We start from the raw sequence: 19,425 nt of genomic DNA on the forward strand, positions 1-19,425 counted from the left end.
GCAACCGCGAAATTCTATCCCGGATCAGGTTGCGGGCAATTCGCGAACGTCGACCGTCGGCACCGAACCGAACGCGTCGCTCAGTGCATAGCCGATCAATTGCCGCGCGGCCGCCTCGGGCGTCGACAGCGCGCCGCTCGACTTCAACCGGTCGAATTTCTCGCGCATCGGGAAGTTCGCTTCGCTGGTCGAGCGGATCGTCGCCTGCATGCCCGTGTCGACGACGCCCGGCGCGACGCTGCAGATCCGCAGCGCGCGGTTCGCGTCGAGCGCGACGGCGCGCGCGTGATGATCGAGCGCCGCCTTGGTCGCGCAGTAGACGCTCCAGCCCGCATACGCGTTGCGCGCGGCGCCGCTCGACACGTGCAGGATCCGGCATTCGGTCGGCGCCGCCGCCGCCTGCACGAGCGCGGCCGACAGCATCAGCGGCGCCGCGACGTTCACGCCGACCGCGCGCGCGACGAGCGCCGGGTCCTGCGCGTCGAGCGAGCCGATCGGATCGACGACGCCCGCGTTGTTGAAGAGCAGCACGATCGACGCGCCGTCGACGAAGCGGCGCAGCGTGTCGCCGGCGAGCCAGGCCGCGACGGCCGACGTGTCCGACAGGTCGAGCTCGATGTCGGCGAAACGGTCGCCGGCCTGCGCGGCGAGCGACGGATGACGGCTGCGCGACACGCCGAGCACGGCGATGCCTTCCTGCAGCAGTTGTTCGGCAAGCGACGCGCCGAGGCCGCGCGTGTGTCCGGTGACGATGGCGCGCACGTGCGGCGCTGAGATGGATGTGGTCATGGTGGTGAATGAGTGAACGGATGAAGCGTGTTGACGCGTGGCGCGCATGCGCCGCGGCACGGCGTGCGGGACGGGCGATGCGCGGTGCTGGCGTGGCGGGCGAAGTCGGCCGCGTGCGGCGCGGCATGTCCAAAAGTGAACGCGTATCGTAGCGCCGGCCCGCGCGACGCGCAAACGCGGGCGACGCCGCGCGCGGGCGCGGTGCGTGAATTCGCGACGTCGAACGCATGCACCGCCGCGCGGCCGATACGTTGGACGAAAGCGGACTGCGGCAAGTCCGCACGCCATGGCGGCGCGTGGCGCCGGGCCCCACGTCGCGAGCTATCATATGGCTCGCCCGTTCGCGACGCCGGACGGGGCGCGACCGTTTCCTTTCACTTGCTGCACGCTGCGACGCATCCATGAACACCACGCCGGACATGCCCACGCCACGCGCCTTGCGCGAACTTACGCCCCTCGAGGCCCGCATTCTCGGGGTGCTCGTCGAGAAGCAGCACACCGTGCCCGACACCTATCCGCTCTCGCTGAATGCGCTGACCTCGGGCTGCAACCAGAAGACCGCGCGCTCGCCGGTGATGAACGTCAGCGAGGACGAGGTCACGACCGCGCTCGACGGGCTCAAGCACCTGAGCCTCGTGATGGAAGGAAGCAGCAGCCGCGTGCCGCGTTTCGAGCACAACATGAACCGTGTGCTCGGGATTCCGAGCCAGGCGATCGCGCTGCTGACGATCCTGCTGCTGCGCGGCCCGCAGACGGCCGCCGAACTGCGCCTGAACAGCGCACGCCTGCACGGCTTCGCCGACATCTCGTCGGTCGAGGCGTTTCTCGACGAACTCGCGGCGCGTGCGCAGCCGCTCGTCGTCCGGTTGCCGCGCGCGCCCGGTGCACGCGAGAATCGCTGGATGCACCTGATGTGCGGCGAAGTGAACGTCGCCGACTTCGCCGGTTCGGACACGGGCGGCGGCGCGGATTCCGTTCCGCCGTCCGAGTTCGAGGCGCTGAAGGCCGAACAAAAGCGGCTTGCGGATGAAGTGGCGCGGCTGAACGCGCTCGTTCAGCGCATGGCGACCGAACTCGGGATCGACGTCGACACCCCGGGCGACGCCGGCTGACCGCCCGCCCGAGCCAACTCGACACCGGCGCGGATCAAGGCGCGCCGGCTGACGAACGCACCTCCCGACACCGCTCGAACCTGCGCTACCAGCGGCACCCCGTCTTCTCGGACGCATCGACGTCCTGCGCCCACGCGAAATCGGTCTTCTTGCCGGTGCGTGCATTGGTGTACGTCATCGAATAGACGATCGCACCCTGGCTCATCATTTCGTATTCGCCGTTGATCTTGCCGTCGACCATTTCCCACCACGTCGTCGTGAACTGGTACGGGCGGCCTTCCGCGAGTGCTTCCTGATCCACGTGCTTGAGCAGCAGCGGAATCACCGTCTTCGATTTCGCGTAGCGGACGACGCCCCCTTGCCACTTCGCCACGTCGTCGTAATACGTGCGCAATTCGAAGCGCACGGGTTTGTCGCCGGTCGTCCTGAAGCACAGCACCTCGGTGCTGACCTCGGCCGACGCAGGCAACGCGATGCACAGCAGCAACGCGGCAAGTGTCTTTTTCATGTATGTGTGTGAGTCGTGGATGGCTCGTGCCGAACGTCGGGCCCCATCGGCGGCGGACAGTCGTGATCGTACGATACCTAAGTTATACGCGACACTCGGCCGTACGGCCGGAGCGTCTCGCGGAGCGTGATCGTCGCGACGGGGTTTAGGCGTTTACCTTCAAACAACGGGAAATCCGCATCGATTCCGTTATCGCTGTGCTTCAATTCATCCGGTTTGCAGTCCTACTAAATGAGATAACGAAAACAGAAGGGACCCTTCACTCAAAGGAGACATCCGATGGCCAGGAACCCGTCTTGACGCCGCAGTCCGGACAAGTCGCAACACAGCGAACTTCCTCGATGAAAAGCAGGTTATCCCCAGAGGCCACTCCGATGTCCTCCAAACGTTTGATGACGATCGCGGCCGCCGTGCTGGCCGTCGCCACGTCGTCGGTTCATGCAGGCGCGGCCACCGTGACCGACCCGTTCTACACGTATACGGGCGCCACGCCGTTGAAATCGATTCCACCCGGCACGGTGCTCAACACGCGAACCGTTACCTATCACGTGGCCGGAATGCCGACCGCGGTGACCGCCCAGCAGTTGCTGTATCGCACCAACGACGCGCAGAACCGGCCGGTCGTCAACGTGACGTCGGTGATCCGGAGCCCGGTCAGCAACGGCCGGGCGATCTCCTACCAGTCGGCCTACGACTCGCTGAATCCTTACGACGAACCGTCGCAGGTGATCGCCGGCGATCGCGACGTCACGAAGATCATCAACGCCGGCACCTTGCTCTACAGCGCGGAATCGATCCCGCTGTCGACGCTGCTGCTGCTCGGCTACGACGTGATCGTGCCCGACACGGAAGGCCAGACGGGGGACTTCGCCGCCGGCCCCGAATACGGGATGACGACGCTCGATTCGATCCGCGCGGCGCTCAACACGCCGTCGACGGGCCTCGCGCCGTCCAGCAAGGTCGCGATGATCGGCTATTCCGGCGGTGCGATCGCGACGAACTGGGCCGCGCAACTCGCGCCGAGCTATGCGCCGGACGTCAACAAGCAGCTCGTCGGCGCGGCCGAGGGCGGCGTGCTGGTCGACCCCGCGCACAACCTGCGCTACGTCGACGGCAGCATCGTCTGGGGCGGTGTCGCGGCAGCCGCGCTCGCCGGGCTGTCGCGCGGCTTCGGCTTCGATCTGACGCCGTATCTGAGCGACAGCGGCGTCGCCGTATTCAACGACATCCAGAACCAGTCGCTCGCCTACATCCTGCCGAAATACACGGGGCTGCGTTGGGCGACGCTGTTCAAGCCGCAATACGCGAACGACATCAACAGCATTCCGGCGTACGTGACCTACGCGAACAAGGTGAACGCCGGGCTGGCCCCGTCGCCGACGATTCCGATGTACATCGTTCAGGGCACGGCCGGCGTGCTCGACGGCACGTTCGGCAGCCAGGTGGGCGACGGCGTGATGCTCGCGTACGATGTACGCGCGCTGGCGCAGAAGTTCTGTGCCAGCGGCGTGCCGGTCGTGTACACCGAATATCCGCTCGAACATGCGGGCGCGATCGCGCCGTGGGTGGCCGGCATGCTGCCCTGGCTCTACGACCGCTTCGGCGGCAAGGCCGCGCCGAGCAATTGCGCGCTGACGGCATTGTTGCCGAGCAACTCGCTCGCGCCCGAGACGCTGCACTAGCCGCCCCGCGCATCGACGCAATCGCCGGGCGATCCTTCGCGGATCGCCTTTTTTCATCCGGCGCCTTGACGCCGGTCGCCTTCCCCCGCCGCGCCTCGCTGCCGCCACGCGCGAGTGCCATAATCGAGCCTGCACATCATTCCAGACGTCCCCGGAGAACCCCCATGCAGAACCTCGACAATCCTTCTCACGATCGCGAGGTAGGCAGCGCCGACGCGACGCAGGACACCACGCGCATCGACGACGTCCGCATCGGCGCCGTGCGCCCGCTGATCTCGCCCGCGCTGCTGCAGGACGAACTGCCGGTGCCGGCCGCCACGCAGACGCTCGTCGAGGACACGCGCCGCGCGATCGGCGACATCCTGCACGGCCGGGACGACCGGCTGCTGCTCGTCGTCGGCCCGTGCTCGATCCACGACCACGACCAGGCGCTCGACTACGCCCGTCGCCTGAAGGCCGCCGCCGATGCGCTGAAGGACGACCTGCTGATCACGATGCGCGTGTACTTCGAGAAGCCGCGCACGACCGTCGGCTGGAAAGGCTACATCAACGATCCGCGCCTGGACGGCAGCTTCCGCATCAACGAAGGGCTGCGCGCGGCGCGGCAACTGCTGCTCGACATCAACGCGCTCGGCCTGCCGGCGTCGACCGAATTCCTCGACCTGCTGAGCCCGCAGTACATCGCGGACCTGATCGCGTGGGGCGCGATCGGCGCGCGCACGACCGAGAGCCAGAGCCATCGGCAGCTCGCGTCGGGGCTCAGCTGCCCGATCGGCTTCAAGAACGGCACCGACGGCGGCGTGCAGGTCGCGTCGGACGCGATCGTCGCCGCGCGCGCGAGCCACGCGTTCATGGGGATGACGAAGATGGGCATGGCCGCGATCTTCGAGACGCGCGGCAACGACGACGCGCACGTGATCCTGCGCGGCGGCAAGAACGGGCCGAACTACGATGCCGAGCACGTCGAGGCGAGCTGCGCGGTGCTGCGCAAGAGCGGGTTGCGCGAGCAGGTGATGGTCGATTGCTCGCACGCGAACTCGAACAAGTCGCATGAGCGGCAGATCGAAGTCGCGCAGGATCTTGCGCGGCAGCTGTCGCAGGGCGAGCACCGGATCGTCGGCGTGATGGTGGAGAGTCATCTCGAGGCGGGGCGTCAGGATCTGAAGCCCGGCGTGCCGTTGCAGTATGGCGTGTCGATTACGGATGCGTGTTTGAGCTGGACGCAGACGGAGCCGGTGCTCGACGTGCTGGCGGAGGCGGTGCGGCATCGGCGCGTGTATTCGCGCAATGCATGAGGTTGCGGCGGCGGGTTGATGCCCGCCGCCGTCATGGTCGGCCCATCGACGAAGACGGGTGCCGAGCGGCGGCACGTCGCATAGCGGCGATATCCGAACGACTGGAATAGCGGCGCGCGCGCCCGAAGTGCCGTGCGGCGAGCGGTCGCGCTGTGGGCGATCCTGCAGATACGAATCCCCTCGCCTCCGGCCAAAATTAGGACAATTCCTAAGGCGTCTGTCTGAAATAGGATTGGATGGACGGCCGATTTGCGGATCGTCGGATAGAGTCGCCCCATCTGCAAACCTCAACCGACGGCGCATGCCGTGCATGGTCTCCGATGCACTCGCTCCGGCCGCCGTATCGTACATGGAAGGACGTCTTATCGCGTGCCGCGCCGCACCGCGCCTGCTCTTGCGCGCAATATTCCTTTGGTTCGTCGTCTCGTCGCTCCCTGCGAACGGCGCGACCGCCTGCTGGAAGCCCACCTTCACTGACGAGGAGCTTCGGTGGATGCGCGCGCATCCGGTCGTCAATATCGCAGTCGAGGCGAACTGGCATCCCATCGAATACATGCGCAACGGCAACCATGCCGGCCTCGTCGCAGGGTACCTGAACGCAATCTCGAAAATGACCGGGCTGACGTTCAAGACGGTGCCGGGCACGGAATGGGGACATGCGTACGATGCGCTTGCATCGCACAAGGTTGATCTGCTGCCCGGCGTATGGCGCGACCTGGTGCCGGACCGCGTCGGCGCCGGTGCTCTCGTCAGTGCGCCCTACCTGGTCGGGCGGCTGACGGCCGTCACGCGCAACGACTCCGCGATGATCTTCAACCTGAAGCGGCTCGAAGGCCGGCGCGTCGCGATCAAGGGGCGAGGCGCGGTCGAGTATTTCACGCGCAACAGCGGCGTGATGCTCGACGTGCTTACGTTCGACACCGAGGAACTCGCGCTTGCCGCGGTTGCCAACGGCGAGGCCGATGCCGCGCTCGGCGTCGACGTCACGATTCTGCCGATCGTGCAGCGGCAGTTTCCCGGGCAGCTTTACATGTCGGGGATGCTTGCCGACCGCCCCGTATCGCTGGCGATGCTTACATGGGCAGACCTGCCCATCCTGGCGTCGATCATCGACAAGTCGCTCGCGGCCATTCCCGTGAGCAAGACGGCGGAGCTCACGCGCGACTGGGTCGAGATGGCCGATTACGGCAAGCCGACGCTCCGTTCGATCCTGCATTACCGGGCGCCCCAGGTGCTCGCGATTGCCGCCGCGCTGCTGGCATTCGCGATGCTCGCATTCCTGTCGTGGAAGTCGCGCGTGGCCGCGATCCGCAGCGAGCGCGAAAAGGCGACGTTTCTCGCGTTCGTCAGTCACGAAATCCGCACGCCGATGCATACGATCCTGTCGTCGCTGGAATTGCTGCAACGCTCGCGGTTGACCGGGCAACAGGCGAATCGCGCGGATGCGGCAATCTCGGCATCCGAGACGCTTCTGACGCTACTCGACGATATCCTCGAATATTCTCGCCTCGAATCGCGCAAGGTCTGGCTTGCCACGCAGGCCGTCGAGCTTGAGTCGTGGGCGCGGCATACGGTCGACATGGTGCGCTGGCGTGCCGACGAGAAAAATCTGAGCCTGGAGCTCGACTTTGCTTGTCCGTCGGCGGTGCGTGTTGCAATCGATCCGGTCCGTGTGCGCCAGATCGTGCTGAATCTGCTCGTCAACGCAATCAAATTCACATCCGCGGGCTCGGTGACGCTGCGCGTCGAGTATGTTTCAGGTCGCCACGGGCAAAATGGCACGCTGACCCTCGCGGTGCGCGATACCGGCATCGGCATTGCGCCCGAGCGGCTCGAACACATCTTCGATGCATACTGGCAGGGGCCTGCCTCGCTTCACCAGGACATCAACGGCAGCGGGCTTGGCCTCGCGATCTGCCGTGAACTGGTCGCATTGATGCACGGCACGATCACCGTCCAAAGCCTGCCGCACGTCGAAACGACGATGACGGTGCGATTGCCGGTCACGACAGTGGACGAGCCGTTGCCGGTGCGGTCCGCCGCATCGATGCCCGTGCTGGTCGACGCACTGCCTGGACACGCTCATCCTGAATCGCCGCGTATCCTGATTGTCGACGATCACGAAACCGTGCAGTTCGCGCTGCAGCAGCAATGCGAGGAACTCGGCTGCGTCGGCATCGTCGCCGGCACCGGCGAGGACGCGTTGCGTCAATTGGCGGACGGCCGTGTCGACCTCGTGCTGCTCGATGGCGATCTGCCGGACGTCGACGGCTATGCGCTCGCGAAGATGATCCGTCAGGACGAATCGGCACGCGAGGCCAGACACGTTCCGATCATCGGGATTTCCGCTGTATCCGGCGATGCGCATCGCGAGCGCTGCTTCGACAGCGGCATGGACGGCGTGCTGGGCAAGCCGCTGCGGCTCGAAACGTTGCGGCAACTGATCGCGATGTGGTGCCCGGCGTATGCCGAGATGGAACCGGCGGCAGCGCATGCCGACGATGCCGCCAATCTCAACGCCGTCTATGACCGCGAAGTGGCGAAGGATCTCGACGCGCTTGTCAACGAATTGCTGTCGCGCGATTTCGCCGCAGCCGCCCGGGCCGCGCACCGGATTGCGGGGGCGTCGCATCTGGCCAAACTGGGCGATATCGCCAATATCGCGTCGCATGTCGAAACGCGGCTTCGCGAACTCCACGGCGTTCATCAAGTCGACCCGTCTCCGACAGATCGATAGTCCCGGTCCACTGCCGTTCACGCGGCGGCTGCCCGGCTGCTTGACGCGTGGGTACGGCGCGAAAATGCGACGCTGGCGATCGGGTGGAATGCCGATGCCGGTGTCGCGGACTTCGATTGCGCGCGAGCTGGCATGGCGCGGTTTACCGTCGAGATAAACGACGCGCAGCGCAATCGAGCCGGCCGACGTGAACTTGATCGCGTTGGCAAGCAGGTTCAGCACGCTCTGCCGCATGCGCACCGGATCGATCGGCACGCACAGCGCGGCGGGCACGCGAGTTCGAGTTCCAGGTTGAGGTTTTTCTCGTCGACGCGCCAGCGCATCATGTCGGCGCTGCGCTACGCTCATGCGCGGCCGGGCGTCGACTCGAACGCGAGCGTCACGTTTCGAGACTCGAGACGAATATTTCAGGATGTCGTCGAGCAACGTCAGCAGCGATTCCGAAGCAACCGCCGCGTTCGTCGTCGCAAATCAGCAGGATCACGGGCACGCCGGCATGCCGGATCGCTTATTCGAGCCTGCCGCTACCGTTGATCGCGATCTGCTTGCCTGCCGGAGTCTCAAGATCGACGAAGAGATTCAAGGGCTCCGTTGCGACGACGACCATCGTGCCGACGAACCACGGCAGGCTGACGATGGCGCCGCTTCTTGACGCGTCCGCCGCCATGTCGATCTTCCCCGTCATGAGAGCGTGGTACGAATTTGCCGATGTTACGTTGTCGACATACTCGAAGCGCAGTCAGCTGATTTGCGAAATTCGAACGGACGCCAATGCGTGTCGGCACAGGTGCGCACGCCCGGATGCGCGGCTATCGATGCCTTCGCCTCAGGCGTGAACCGCGCACGTGTGATGACCTGTATCAGGCGCTGCAGTGGTAGCGTGAGAAATACTCGGAGCGAGGTCGTCATCACAAAGGGTCTGTTGCGTCGACGCAACGCGGTGCGGACGCGAGCAACAACATCAACCGTGCCTTTCGATGACGCGAGCGCCTGCGTCGGCGATTCGTTGCGGGGCGCGCGGGCCGTTTCCCACGCTGTCGCTGCCGCGGATGCCGAATCGGACTGCATGGCGTCCGCCATGACTGCCCGCACCTCGGCTGTTTAGCTGGCGGGGTTAAAAATTATCCAGAAAGCCGGTAAGCTAATCCGGATCATCCGTTCCGGTTTGCCATGGCAAGAAGCGGCCAACCGTTGATGGGCCGTATCGCCAGAATGAAAAGGGGTAGTAATGAGACCAGAGCTCCAACCGATCCGCGTCGTGATCCTGGACGACCATGCCGTCGTCCAGCACGGGATCGCGAGTTATCTGACGGAGAGGACCGGCATCGAAGTGGCGGCGAGCTTTGCGAGGTCGCGCGATCTGATCAGCTGGCTCGAGTCGAATCACGCCGACGTCGTGCTGCTCGACTACACGTTGGGCCCGGACGAGATCGACGGCCTCAATCTCGTCAAGTTGGTGAGCACGCGCTTCCCGGATTGCAAGATCCTGATGACGTCGAGCAGCGATACGCCCGCGACCGTCAACATGACGATGCGCGCAGGCGCGCTCGGTTTCTTCGGCAAGAGCGAAAATCTTCGCGAACTGGTGCATGCGATCCGTGTGGTCGCAGACGGACGTTCGTATATCAGTGCCGAACTGGCAGGCAGGGTGATGGCGAGTGCGACGCCTGTCCAGAGTGTGACGGCGCCGAAACCGGCGGTCAGCGACGATGCGCCGGCGGCCGAATCGGAAGCGTCCGCCGACCTGCGCCTGAGCCCGCGCGAGCACGAGGTGCTGCGCTGTTATCTGGCGGGCATGTCGGTATCCGATATCGCATTGAAATTTTCCCGCAGCCGCAAGACGATCAGCGCGCAAAAGCAATCGGCGTATCGCAAGCTCGGCATCCGTAGCGATGCCGAATTGTTCGCGTCCCGCAAGCTGCTCGAGAAACATTGAGCGTCGTCTGATTCCGACTCTCCCTCGGCATTTTTCACGCCGACATTGATCTTCGTTCATCGCTGTGCAATGCAGCCTCATGGCAGCACTTCTCGACTGGCGCTACCATGACCCGTGTTGCGTTAACCGACGGGCCCGTCCGGGCCCGTTGCGCGCACACGCAGCGGCGGCGCGGCCGGCCGCTGCTGCATCGACGAAGCGCGGGGTGCTCACCGATTCGCCACCGCACCCGCGCCGCTTCGCTCCCGGCACCAACAACAACCTAACCGGAGTGCAATCAGCATGGCTTTCACCAAGACAATCGTCGCAGCCGCCGTTCTCGTATCGAGCCTCAACGTGCATGCGCAGATCGCGGGCGCCCAGCCACTCAGCGTCACCGTCGAGCAATCGCAGGCGCTGCTCGAAGGCTGGAGCGTGAAGAAGAGCGTGCTCGGCAAGGCCGTGTACAACGACCAGAACCAGAAAGTCGGCACGGTGCGCGACCTGATCGTCGCGCCTGACGGCTCGGTCTCGGCCGCGATCGTGTCGGCCGGCGGTTTCCTGGGCGTCGCGGCGCATGACGTCGCGGTGCCGATCGCGTCGCTCGACGTCCGCAACGGCAACATCTATCTGCCGGGCGCAACGAAGGACGCGCTGAAGGCAACGCCCGCGTTCCAGTACGCGAAGGTGCCGTCGCCGCCGAAGCCGAAGAAGCTCGACGACAAGCACTGATGCAACCGACCCGGCGCGCAATGCGCCGGGCGTGGCCAACCGCGGGGCGTGTCCGGCCGCGCGTCGGTCGGTCACGGCCGCAACCCGAGCTTTCGCCCCTCGGCTACGTAATTCTACGTAGCCTCGCATACGTAGTTGTGCGCTTGTAAGCCTCCCCCGTCGCGCGGAATACTACGGCCCACCGCCGTGTCTTCCGCGAGACGCGGCACGACGCATCGACGTCACGCGGGTCCGGCGCCTCGCCGGATCCACTCAAAACCACATTGGAGACCAGGAGACGCCATGAATCGGGCTTCCAGTACCCTGCTCTGGATCGCGGTCGCGCTGCTCGGCGCGTTCGCGTTCGGGACGATCGCACTTGCGCACGGCGAACGCGTCAGCGCGCTCTGGATCGTGATCGCCGCAGTCTGCGTATATCTGATCGCATATCGCTTCTACAGCCGTTTCATCGCCAGCAAGGTCATGCAGCTCGACGGGCTGCGGATGACGCCGGCCGTCCGGCATAACGACGGCCTCGACTACGTGCCGACCAACAAGTACGTGCTGTTCGGCCATCACTTCGCCGCGATCGCCGGCGCCGGGCCGCTCGTCGGGCCCGTGCTCGCCGCGCAGATGGGCTACACGCCGGGCATGCTGTGGATCCTGGCCGGCGTCGTGTTCGCGGGCGCGGTGCAGGACTTCATCGTGCTGTTCATCTCGACGCGCCGCGACGGCCGCTCGCTCGGCGACCTCGTCAAGATGGAGCTCGGCACGGTGCCCGGCGTGATCGCGCTGTTCGGCGCATTCCTGATCATGGTGATCATCCTCGCGGTGCTCGCGCTGATCGTCGTGAAGGCGCTGACGAATTCGCCGTGGGGCACGTTCACCGTCGCCGCGACGATTCCGATCGCGCTGTTCATGGGCGTCTATACGCGCTACATCCGCCCGGGCCGCATCGGCGAAGTGTCGATCATCGGCTTCGTGCTGCTGATGGCGTCGATCGCGTTCGGCCAGACCGTGCACGATTCGCCGGCGCTCGCCGCATGGTTCACCTTCAGCGGCACGCAGCTGACGTGGATCCTGATCGGCTACGGCTTCGTCGCATCGGTGCTGCCGGTGTGGCTGCTGCTCGCACCGCGCGACTATCTGTCCACGTTCCTGAAGATCGGCACGATCCTCGGCCTCGCGATCGGCATTCTGGTCGTCGCACCGGAACTGAAGATGCCCGCGCTGACGAAGTTCGTCGACGGCACGGGCCCGGTGTGGTCGGGCAACCTGTTCCCGTTCCTGTTCATCACGATTGCATGCGGCGCGGTGTCGGGCTTCCACGCGCTGATCTCGTCGGGCACGACGCCGAAGCTGATCGACAACGAAACCAATGCGCGCTTCATCGGTTACGGCGCGATGCTGATGGAATCGTTCGTCGCGATCATGGCGCTGGTCGCCGCGTGCGTGATCGAGCCGGGCATCTACTTCGCGATGAACGCGCCGGCGGCCGTGCTCGGCTCGACGCCTGAAGCCGTCGCGAACACGGTTACGCAATGGGGCTTCGTGCTGACGCCCGACATGCTCACGCAGACCGCGAAGGCCGTCGGCGAAACGACGATCATCGCGCGCGCGGGCGGCGCACCGACGCTGGCCGTCGGCATGGCGCACATCCTGCACCAGGTGATCGGCGGCGAAGCGATGATGGCGTTCTGGTATCACTTCGCGATCCTGTTCGAGGCGCTGTTCATCCTGACGGCCGTCGATGCCGGCACGCGCGCGGGCCGCTTCATGCTGCAGGACCTGCTCGGCACGTTCCACCCGGCGCTCAAGCGCACCGAGTCGCTGCCGGCGAACCTTGTCGCCACCGCGCTGTGCGTGGCCGCGTGGGGCTATTTCCTGTATCAGGGCGTGGTCGATCCGCTCGGCGGCATCAACACGCTGTGGCCGCTGTTCGGCATCTCGAACCAGATGCTCGCCGCGATCGCACTGGTGCTCGGCACCGTCGTGCTGTTCAAGATGAAGCGCGAGCGCTACGCATGGGTGACGATCGTGCCGACCGCATGGCTGCTGATCTGCACGCTGACGGCCGGCTGGCAGAAGATCTTCGATTCGAATCCGAAGGTCAGCTTCCTCGCGCACGCGGCGAAGCTGCAGGCCGCGGTGGACGAAGGCAAGGTGCTCGCGCCGGCCAAGTCGATCGCGCAGATGAAGCGGATCATCTTCAACGACTACATCGATGCGGCGCTGGCCGGCCTGTTCATCTTCGTCGTCGTGGCGATCGCGGGGTACGGCCTGCTCGCCGTGCTGCGCGCGCGTCGCGAGTCGAAGCCGACCGTGCGCGAGACGCCGTACGAAGCGATGCCGGCCGCGCAGGCGCTCGGCAGCGGACGATAACGGGAGGCCGCGATGTTCACCGATCTCGGCAGCGACCTGCGCAGTGCGGGGCGTTACCTCGGGCAGGCGTTGCGGCTGATGGTCGGCCTGCCCGACTACGACACCTATGTCGCGCACATGCGCGAAACCCATCCGGACCGCGAGCCGATGACGTACGAGGAATTCTTCCGCGAGCGTCAGAATGCGCGGTACGGGTCGGGGGCAGGGAAGTGTTGCTGAACCGGGCCGGCGCAGCCGGCCGGTGAGGCGGTCCGGTGACGGACCGGGAAGCGCCGCGAAGACATTCGCGGCGCTTTTTCTTTGGCGGGCCGGTGCGGTGCGCGCGAGGCGCCCGTCACTGCGGCGTTTGACTTCGTCCAGCGCGGAGAAGTCCGGGCGTCGGTATCATATGAGGCATCCTCTTTTCCCGAAGAATCCGCGCAGGAGAACCCGTCGTGCATGTCGGTGAGCGTTTCAACAGCATTTCCCATCTCGTCGGCGCGGTGCTGTCGGTGGCAGGGCTGGTCGCGCTGGTGACGATGGGCGCGCTCGACCGCGATCCCTACAAGATCGTGAGCTTCAGCGTGTACGGTGCGATGCTGATCCTGCTCTACGGAATCTCGACGGCGTATCACAGCGTGCGCAACCCGCGCCTGAAGGCGATCCTGCAGAAGTGCGACCATTCGGCCATCTATCTGCTGATCGCGGGCAGCTACACGCCGTTTACGCTCGTCACGCTGCGCGGCCCGTGGGGCTGGTCGCTGTTCGGCGTGAGCTGGGGGCTCGCCGCATTCGGGATCGCGCAGGAACTCACGCTCGGTCGACGCACGCGCATCGTGTCGATGGTGCTGTACGTGCTGATGGGCTGGCTCGCCCTCGTTGCAATCCGCCCGCTGATTCATGCGCTGCCGCCGGTGGGTGCCGTATGGCTCGTGGCCGGCGGCGTCATCTACAGCGCGGGGATCTACTTCTTCATCAACGACGAGCGCATCCGCCACGGGCACGGTATCTGGCATCTTTTCGTGCTGGCCGGCAGCCTGTGCCAGTTCGTCAGCGTCGCGATGTATGTCGCGTGAGCGTGCATGCGGGCGGCACGGCGCGCGTCATGCGTGCCCGGCCGCCCGTGCCGCGCCGCGCAGCGCCATGAACCCGACCCACCCCCAGTAGACGCGGTGATGCGCGATCAGCCCGTCGCGCAGATCCATCACCTCGACGAGATCGACCTGATCGCCTTCCGGCGTTTCGCGCGGATATTCCCACGTGAGTTGCCGGCCGTTCGAGAAGAACAGCCCGGTTCGATACCAGCGTCCGAGCTTGTTTCCCGGATTGCGCAGGCCCGCCGCGAAAAACGCGCCGATCGCGCCCTTGCCGTGCAGCACGCCCGAGCCGTGATCGGGCAGCGTGACGACGATCAGCGGCGTTTCGAGTATCGCGTCGTCCGCGTACAGCGACATCAGTGCGTCGAGGTCGCGTGCGACGACGGCGGCGTGCCAGTCTTGATGGATGCGTTGTGCATCGGTGTCGGCTTGTGTCATGGCGGGTTCCGGCAAACGTGGGTAACGGAACCACTGTATCGACGCCGCGCCGCCGGACGTTTCAGCTCGGGCCGAAACGTGGATGCCGCGTATGTCGAACGCGACCGCGTGCGGCTCGTCAGCCCGCGAGCGCGCCGAGATTCAGGTCATGCGACTTGCCGATCCACACCGCGCTGTCGCGATGGTCGCGCAGATCGTCGCCGGTATTCGGATGCAGGAAGATGTCGAGCGCGCCGTGATTCAGGATGAGCCACGGCACGATGGTGTCGAAGCGCGCGGCGTCGAACGCGATCTGGTACGACCAGGCCGGATGCGGGCCGACGAGGCGCTCGTGAAAGCGGCCGAGTTCGATGATCGCGCCGAATCGTTCTTCGACGACGAGGCGCAACGCCCAGGCTGCGTCGCGGCTCGCGGCGTCGAAGTAGACGTGTGCGTGCCAATTGTCGATGGCGGTGGTGTCGATGGCAGCCATGGCGGAACTCGGGAAAAGAATAGGGAACGGATAAGCGCCGTGACTGACGGCGCGATGCGCAATTATCGCGCGTCCGTGTCGCACACGTCTTCTCGCGGAGCGGTAAATCGGCGCGGAGGTTTTGTCGTATGTCAGGAAAACGAGCGCATTTGTCGAATCGTTTCCCGCCTGTGCCGGCGTGTGCGGCATCGCGCCGAAAGCCGCGCCGGGCAGGGCTTTGGCCGAAATCGCATCGGCAATACGTCATTTCAAAAAACGCAAAAGCGATTCACGCGGCACGTCGATTCGTCTGCAAAAACGCGATCAGGTAGTTGAATGAAATAAAGAAATTCCGCTCGGGCAGCATTGGCGAATCGCATGGATCACAACCCGTCCGTCGGTGCCGAAAATATCAATTGCGGAATCGGCTATTCAAGCGCGTGGTCACGCGACATACGATGATTGCACCGCATCGACGACGACGATCGATGCGGAAACAACCATCTGGAGGCCATGATGCGATCCGTTGTTTCCCTTGCTGTCCTGTCCGGCGCGCTTGCCGTGCTGCCCGCTGCGAGCTTCGCGCAGTCCGTCGATACCGAGTGGCAGTCGAACGTCGCGCCGTTGACCTGGTCGGCGGCGCGTGCCGAAACCGATGTGCAACTGCGGCAGATGACGCGCGCCGGCTATCGTGCGACGACAGCCGGCAATCAGAACTACCCGCTCGCGATGCAGCGTGCGCTCGAACGCGTGAGGTACCCGATGCCCGACCGCTCGCGCGAGGAGAAGGCCGCGATGGAAGCGCGCGCGGCCAGCGCGGCGCAGAGCGGTCATCCGGTGAAGGCGTTCTTCGTGAAGACCGCGTACTACCTGAAGGGCGAGAACACGTTCTGATGCGGGAGCAGAGCATGGCATGCCTTGACCGACTCCCCGATGTGTTGCGTGCATCCGCGATCCGCCGGCTGCCCCAGGCGTGTGCGACGCGGCGACGGGACGACGTGTACGGCGGCGCGCGGCGCCGCGCGAACGGCGGTCGCGATGCACGGCGAGGCGCCTGCGCGTGCCGCACCGCGTGGCCGGCATTCGACGTGGACGACGTCGCGGCAGGCGAGGGCGGATCATGAAGGCCGCCCGAAAAGGCCGTCGCCACCCGCCGTTGACGCGCGAGTGGCTGCTGCCGCTGCCACCGGCGCATGTGCGCGACATCTCGCTGAAATGCCACATGGCGCTCGTCGCGCTGCGCGGCGAGCACGGCAACGAAACGTTGCTGATGCGGCTGCGCACGAGCGTCTATCTGGTGTTCCTCGCGCTCGACGACGCAGTATCCCCGGATGCGAGCATCGACCTGTGCGTCGACGCGGAGCGCGTACTCGACGCGAGCATGGCGCGCGCCGCGCAAAGCGGCGCATGGACGCTGCACGACGACGAGTGCGCGGCGCTCGAACGTGTGCTCGCGGCGAACGACGCGTGCGTCGCGACGCTCACGCGGCACCGGCTCGCCGAGCTGTGGCGCCACGTGTGCGCGTTCGCATCGAGCGAGCAGCCGGGGCTGGTCGCGCAGGCGGCGGCCCGGATGCGGGAAGCGGGCGTTCTGCATTGAGCGGTGGCAACGCGACCGAGCCCTCGCTGCGTTTCATGCGCGTTCCGTTCCCCGGGGCTGACGCTCGCCGCCAACGGGTTCGGTCGATGACCATCCATCCTCGCGTTCGCGGCGATCGTGCGTGTCGCCGCGAATGCATTCGTTTCAGTCAGGAGGCGCGATGGCGCTGTACAGGATCGGTGGCTACTTCACGTGCGGAAGCGGCCGCGCATTCAACGAGAACCTGCCGCCGGGCAGCGAGACGCCGGTTGCGGGCATCTATCGATGCACCGTATGCGGCGACGAGATCGGCATCGCGAAGTCGCAGGCGCTGCCGTCCGACGACGCGCATCGTCACGATTTCGATCCGCCGTCCGACCCGCTGCTCGATCGCGGGCCGACCGCATGGCAGCTGATCGCGGCGGCCGAGTCGAGACACTAGCGTGCGGGCATTCGCATGCTCACGCGTGCGCGACTGCACGCGGCGTTATTACGACGACGCCCATCAAAACAAAAGCGCCACGGAGCGAACTCCGTGGCGCTTCTTCGATGCGGGCCGACGCGGAGGCGCGAACCTCCGCGTGGCGATACGCGCTTAAGCCGCCGTTGCCGGCTTCGCCGGCTTCTGCAGCTTGCCCTTGCCGGCGCGCTGGATTTCCTCGAGCTTGATCTCGACGTGGCGCGAGAACACATACTCGGCCGGGCGCTGCTTCGCGATCGAGATGTCCGGCGCGAATGCGCCTTCCGTCTTGATACCCTTGCGGCTCACGGCAAACGCCTTCAGCGGATGCGCGATCGTGTCCATCACGGCGGTGGCTTCGAAGCCGCAGTGGACCATGCAGTCCGCGCACTTCTCGTAGTTGCCGACGCCGTAGTTGTCCCAGTTCGTGTCTTCCATCAGTTCCTTGAAGGTCTTCACGTAACCTTCGCCGACCAGATAGCACGGCTTCTGCCAGCCGAACACGGTACGCGCCGGGTTGCCCCACGGCGTGCACTTGTACGTCTGGTTGCCGGCCAGGAAGTCGAGGAACAGCGACGACTGGCTGAACGACCAGCGCTTGCCGCCTTCGCCGCGCTTCAGGATCTCGCGGAACAGGTTCTTCGTTTTGTCGCGGTTCAGGAAGTGCTGCTGATCCGGCGCGCGCTCGTACGCATAGCCCGGCGACACGGTGATGCCGTCGACGCCGATCGGCCCCAGCGTGTCGAAGAACTTCGCGACGCGCTCGGGGATCGCATCGTTGAACAGCGTGCAGTTGATGTTCACGCGGAAGCCGCGGCGCTTCGCTTCCTTGATGGCCGCGACCGCCTTGTCGTACACGCCTTCCTGCGACACGGAATGGTCGTGCATGTCCTTGTCGCCGTCGAGGTGGACCGACCAGACGAAGTACGGATTCGGCTGGTAGTCGTCCATCTTCTTTTCCATCAGGAGCGCGTTCGTGCACAGGTACACGAATTTCTTGCGCTTCATGATGCCCTTGACGATCTCCGGCATCTCCTTGTGGAGCAGCGGCTCGCCACCGGCGATCGACACGATGGGCGCGCCGCACTCGTCGACGGCTTCCAGGCATTCCTCGACGGACAGGCGCTGGTTCAGGATCGGGTCCGGATAGTCGATCTTGCCGCAGCCGTTACAGGCGAGGTTGCAGCGGAACAGCGGCTCGAGCATCAGCGCGAGCGGATAGCGTTTGTTGCCGGACAGGTGTTGGCGCATGATGTATGCGCCGACGCGGACTTGCTGGAGCAGCGGAATAGACAAGAGTTGTCCTCCTTAAACTTCGCGGGCGACAGCTTGCGTAAGCTTCGCCGGCAACTTGAATTCGACTTTTTCCTCACGGCCCGCCATCGTCGTGACATCGACGGGCCCCAGCGCGCGCAGCGCGCCGATTACATCCTCAACCATTTCCTCGGGTGCCGACGCGCCGGCGGTCAGGCCGACCGTCTGCACGCCCGCGAACCATTCGGGCTTCACTTCCGAGCCGTCGGCGACGAGATAGCTCGGCACGCCGCTTTCGGTGCCGATCTCGCGCAGGCGGTTCGAGTTCGAGCTGTTCGTCGCACCGACGACCAGCAGCACGTCGACCTGGCCGCTCAGCTCGCGCACGGCGGCCTGGCGGTTCTGCGTCGCGTAGCAGATGTCGCGCGTGTCCGGGCCGACGATGTCGGTGAACCGGCGCTGCAGCGCTTCGATGATGCCGCGCGTGTCGTCGACCGACAGCGTCGTCTGCGTGACGTACGCGACCGGCGTGTCGACCGGCAGCGTCAGCGTATCGACTTCTGCCTCGCTCTGCACGAGGATCACCTCGGCCGGAATCTGGCCGATCGTGCCCTCGACTTCCGGATGGCCCGCATGGCCGATCAGGATCAGCCGGCGGCCCGCCGCGACGTACTGGCGGCCCTGCACGTGCACTTTCGTGACGAGCGGGCAGGTTGCGTCCAGCACGTCGAGCCCGCGCGTTTCGGCGTCGCGTTCGACCGTCTGGGCGACACCGTGCGCGCTGAAGATCGCCACGGCGCCATGCGGCACCTCGTCGAGCTCCTCAACGAATCGTGCCCCTTTATTACGCAGATTTTCGACGACATGCCGGTTATGCACGATCTCATGACGCACATAGACCGGCGCGCCGTGCTGTTGCAGCGCGCGATCGACGATCTCGATCGCACGGACAACCCCCGCACAAAAGCCGCGGGGCTGGGCAAGGATGACTCGCATAAGTGAGCGAACTCCGACGACAGACGCCGGGGTTCGAGGA

At 65.5% G+C, this 19,425-nt stretch carries 20 protein-coding genes and 1 pseudogene; 12 read left to right on the top strand and 9 right to left on the bottom strand.

Translation table 11 applies throughout. The annotated features are described in order from the left end of the window. Positions 1–24: 24 nt before the first annotated feature. The gene (locus ACV22V_RS19645; RefSeq protein ID WP_448015193.1) at positions 25–789 is read right to left on the bottom strand and encodes an SDR family oxidoreductase; all 765 of its coding nucleotides are present in this window, start codon (positions 787–789) and stop codon (positions 25–27) included. 401 nt (positions 790–1,190) lie between these two features. Here ACV22V_RS19645 and ACV22V_RS19650 point away from each other — a divergent pair, with 401 nt between their 5' ends. Then, on the top strand, positions 1,191–1,901 hold the full coding sequence (locus ACV22V_RS19650; protein ID WP_059689262.1) for a YceH family protein: 711 nt from the start codon (positions 1,191–1,193) through the stop codon (positions 1,899–1,901). Between the two features lie 85 nt (positions 1,902–1,986). Here the strand turns inward: ACV22V_RS19650 and ACV22V_RS19655 are convergent, their stop codons facing one another. Then, on the bottom strand, positions 1,987–2,409 hold the full coding sequence (locus tag ACV22V_RS19655; protein WP_448015195.1) for a hypothetical protein: 423 nt from the start codon (positions 2,407–2,409) through the stop codon (positions 1,987–1,989). Between the two features lie 374 nt (positions 2,410–2,783). Between ACV22V_RS19655 and ACV22V_RS19660 the strand changes: the two genes are divergently transcribed. The 3 genes from ACV22V_RS19660 to ACV22V_RS19670 all read left to right on the top strand — a co-directional run bounded on the left by ACV22V_RS19660 (position 2,784) and on the right by ACV22V_RS19670 (position 8,123). Then, the gene (locus ACV22V_RS19660) at positions 2,784–4,091 is read left to right on the top strand and encodes a lipase family protein (RefSeq protein WP_448015197.1); all 1,308 of its coding nucleotides are present in this window, start codon (positions 2,784–2,786) and stop codon (positions 4,089–4,091) included. A gap of 164 nt (positions 4,092–4,255) precedes the next feature. Continuing rightward, positions 4,256–5,386: a 3-deoxy-7-phosphoheptulonate synthase gene (locus ACV22V_RS19665; protein ID WP_059528867.1), complete on the top strand. Its 1,131-nt coding sequence runs from the start codon at positions 4,256–4,258 to the stop codon at positions 5,384–5,386. Positions 5,387–5,879: 493 nt separating this feature from the next. Continuing rightward, positions 5,880–8,123 (top strand): ATP-binding protein, encoded by a 2,244-nt coding sequence (locus ACV22V_RS19670; protein ID WP_448015199.1) that lies wholly within the window; start codon positions 5,880–5,882, stop codon positions 8,121–8,123. Between the two features lie 21 nt (positions 8,124–8,144). On the opposite strand, the pseudogene ACV22V_RS19675 reads toward ACV22V_RS19670, so the two are convergent. The 3 genes and pseudogenes from ACV22V_RS19675 to ACV22V_RS19685 all read right to left on the bottom strand — a co-directional run. Continuing rightward, positions 8,145–8,471, bottom strand: a pseudogene (locus tag ACV22V_RS19675) (ATP-binding protein); the annotation flags it as partial. A 160-nt stretch (positions 8,472–8,631) separates the two neighbouring features. Continuing rightward, positions 8,632–8,808 (bottom strand): hypothetical protein, encoded by a 177-nt coding sequence (locus tag ACV22V_RS19680; RefSeq protein WP_448015201.1) that lies wholly within the window; start codon positions 8,806–8,808, stop codon positions 8,632–8,634. Positions 8,809–8,834: 26 nt separating this feature from the next. Next, complete coding sequence (locus ACV22V_RS19685; protein WP_448015202.1) at positions 8,835–9,203, bottom strand: hypothetical protein; 369 nt, start codon at positions 9,201–9,203, stop codon at positions 8,835–8,837. Positions 9,204–9,351: 148 nt separating this feature from the next. Here ACV22V_RS19685 and cblR point away from each other — a divergent pair, with 148 nt between their 5' ends. From cblR to trhA, 5 genes are all read left to right on the top strand, one after another. Beyond that, positions 9,352–10,059: a cable pilus system response regulator transcription factor CblR gene (cblR, locus tag ACV22V_RS19690; RefSeq protein ID WP_059689267.1), complete on the top strand. Its 708-nt coding sequence runs from the start codon at positions 9,352–9,354 to the stop codon at positions 10,057–10,059. A gap of 282 nt (positions 10,060–10,341) precedes the next feature. Continuing rightward, complete coding sequence (locus ACV22V_RS19695; protein WP_059528861.1) at positions 10,342–10,770, top strand: PRC-barrel domain-containing protein; 429 nt, start codon at positions 10,342–10,344, stop codon at positions 10,768–10,770. Between the two features lie 282 nt (positions 10,771–11,052). Then, a complete protein-coding gene (locus ACV22V_RS19700; protein ID WP_059528858.1) occupies positions 11,053–13,131 on the top strand; it encodes a carbon starvation CstA family protein in 2,079 nt (692 codons plus the stop codon). Positions 13,132–13,143: 12 nt separating this feature from the next. After that, positions 13,144–13,350, top strand: coding sequence for a YbdD/YjiX family protein (locus ACV22V_RS19705; protein ID WP_027781714.1), 207 nt, complete (start codon positions 13,144–13,146; stop codon positions 13,348–13,350). A 215-nt stretch (positions 13,351–13,565) separates the two neighbouring features. Beyond that, the gene (gene trhA / locus ACV22V_RS19710; RefSeq protein ID WP_059689268.1) at positions 13,566–14,186 is read left to right on the top strand and encodes a PAQR family membrane homeostasis protein TrhA; all 621 of its coding nucleotides are present in this window, start codon (positions 13,566–13,568) and stop codon (positions 14,184–14,186) included. 27 nt (positions 14,187–14,213) lie between these two features. On the opposite strand, the gene ACV22V_RS19715 is transcribed toward trhA, so the two are convergent. Then, positions 14,214–14,645, bottom strand: coding sequence for a nuclear transport factor 2 family protein (locus ACV22V_RS19715; RefSeq protein WP_448015205.1), 432 nt, complete (start codon positions 14,643–14,645; stop codon positions 14,214–14,216). A 118-nt stretch (positions 14,646–14,763) separates the two neighbouring features. After that, positions 14,764–15,117, bottom strand: coding sequence for a DOPA 4,5-dioxygenase family protein (locus ACV22V_RS19720; protein ID WP_448015207.1), 354 nt, complete (start codon positions 15,115–15,117; stop codon positions 14,764–14,766). Positions 15,118–15,612: 495 nt separating this feature from the next. Between ACV22V_RS19720 and ACV22V_RS19725 the strand changes: the two genes are divergently transcribed. From ACV22V_RS19725 to ACV22V_RS19735, 3 genes are all read left to right on the top strand, one after another. Next, positions 15,613–15,990, top strand: coding sequence for a hypothetical protein (locus ACV22V_RS19725; RefSeq protein WP_448015320.1), 378 nt, complete (start codon positions 15,613–15,615; stop codon positions 15,988–15,990). A 226-nt stretch (positions 15,991–16,216) separates the two neighbouring features. Then, complete coding sequence (locus tag ACV22V_RS19730; RefSeq protein WP_448015209.1) at positions 16,217–16,696, top strand: hypothetical protein; 480 nt, start codon at positions 16,217–16,219, stop codon at positions 16,694–16,696. 160 nt (positions 16,697–16,856) lie between these two features. Beyond that, positions 16,857–17,117, top strand: coding sequence for a hypothetical protein (locus tag ACV22V_RS19735; protein ID WP_059815212.1), 261 nt, complete (start codon positions 16,857–16,859; stop codon positions 17,115–17,117). Positions 17,118–17,270: 153 nt separating this feature from the next. Here ACV22V_RS19735 and hpnH read toward each other — a convergent pair whose 3' ends face one another. Then, on the bottom strand, positions 17,271–18,431 hold the full coding sequence (hpnH, locus tag ACV22V_RS19740; protein ID WP_059528840.1) for an adenosyl-hopene transferase HpnH: 1,161 nt from the start codon (positions 18,429–18,431) through the stop codon (positions 17,271–17,273). A 12-nt stretch (positions 18,432–18,443) separates the two neighbouring features. Further along, positions 18,444–19,385: a 4-hydroxy-3-methylbut-2-enyl diphosphate reductase gene (gene ispH, locus ACV22V_RS19745; RefSeq protein WP_011659818.1), complete on the bottom strand. Its 942-nt coding sequence runs from the start codon at positions 19,383–19,385 to the stop codon at positions 18,444–18,446. Positions 19,386–19,425 lie beyond the last annotated feature (40 nt).

The organism is Burkholderia sp. AW33-5 (assembly GCF_053427615.1).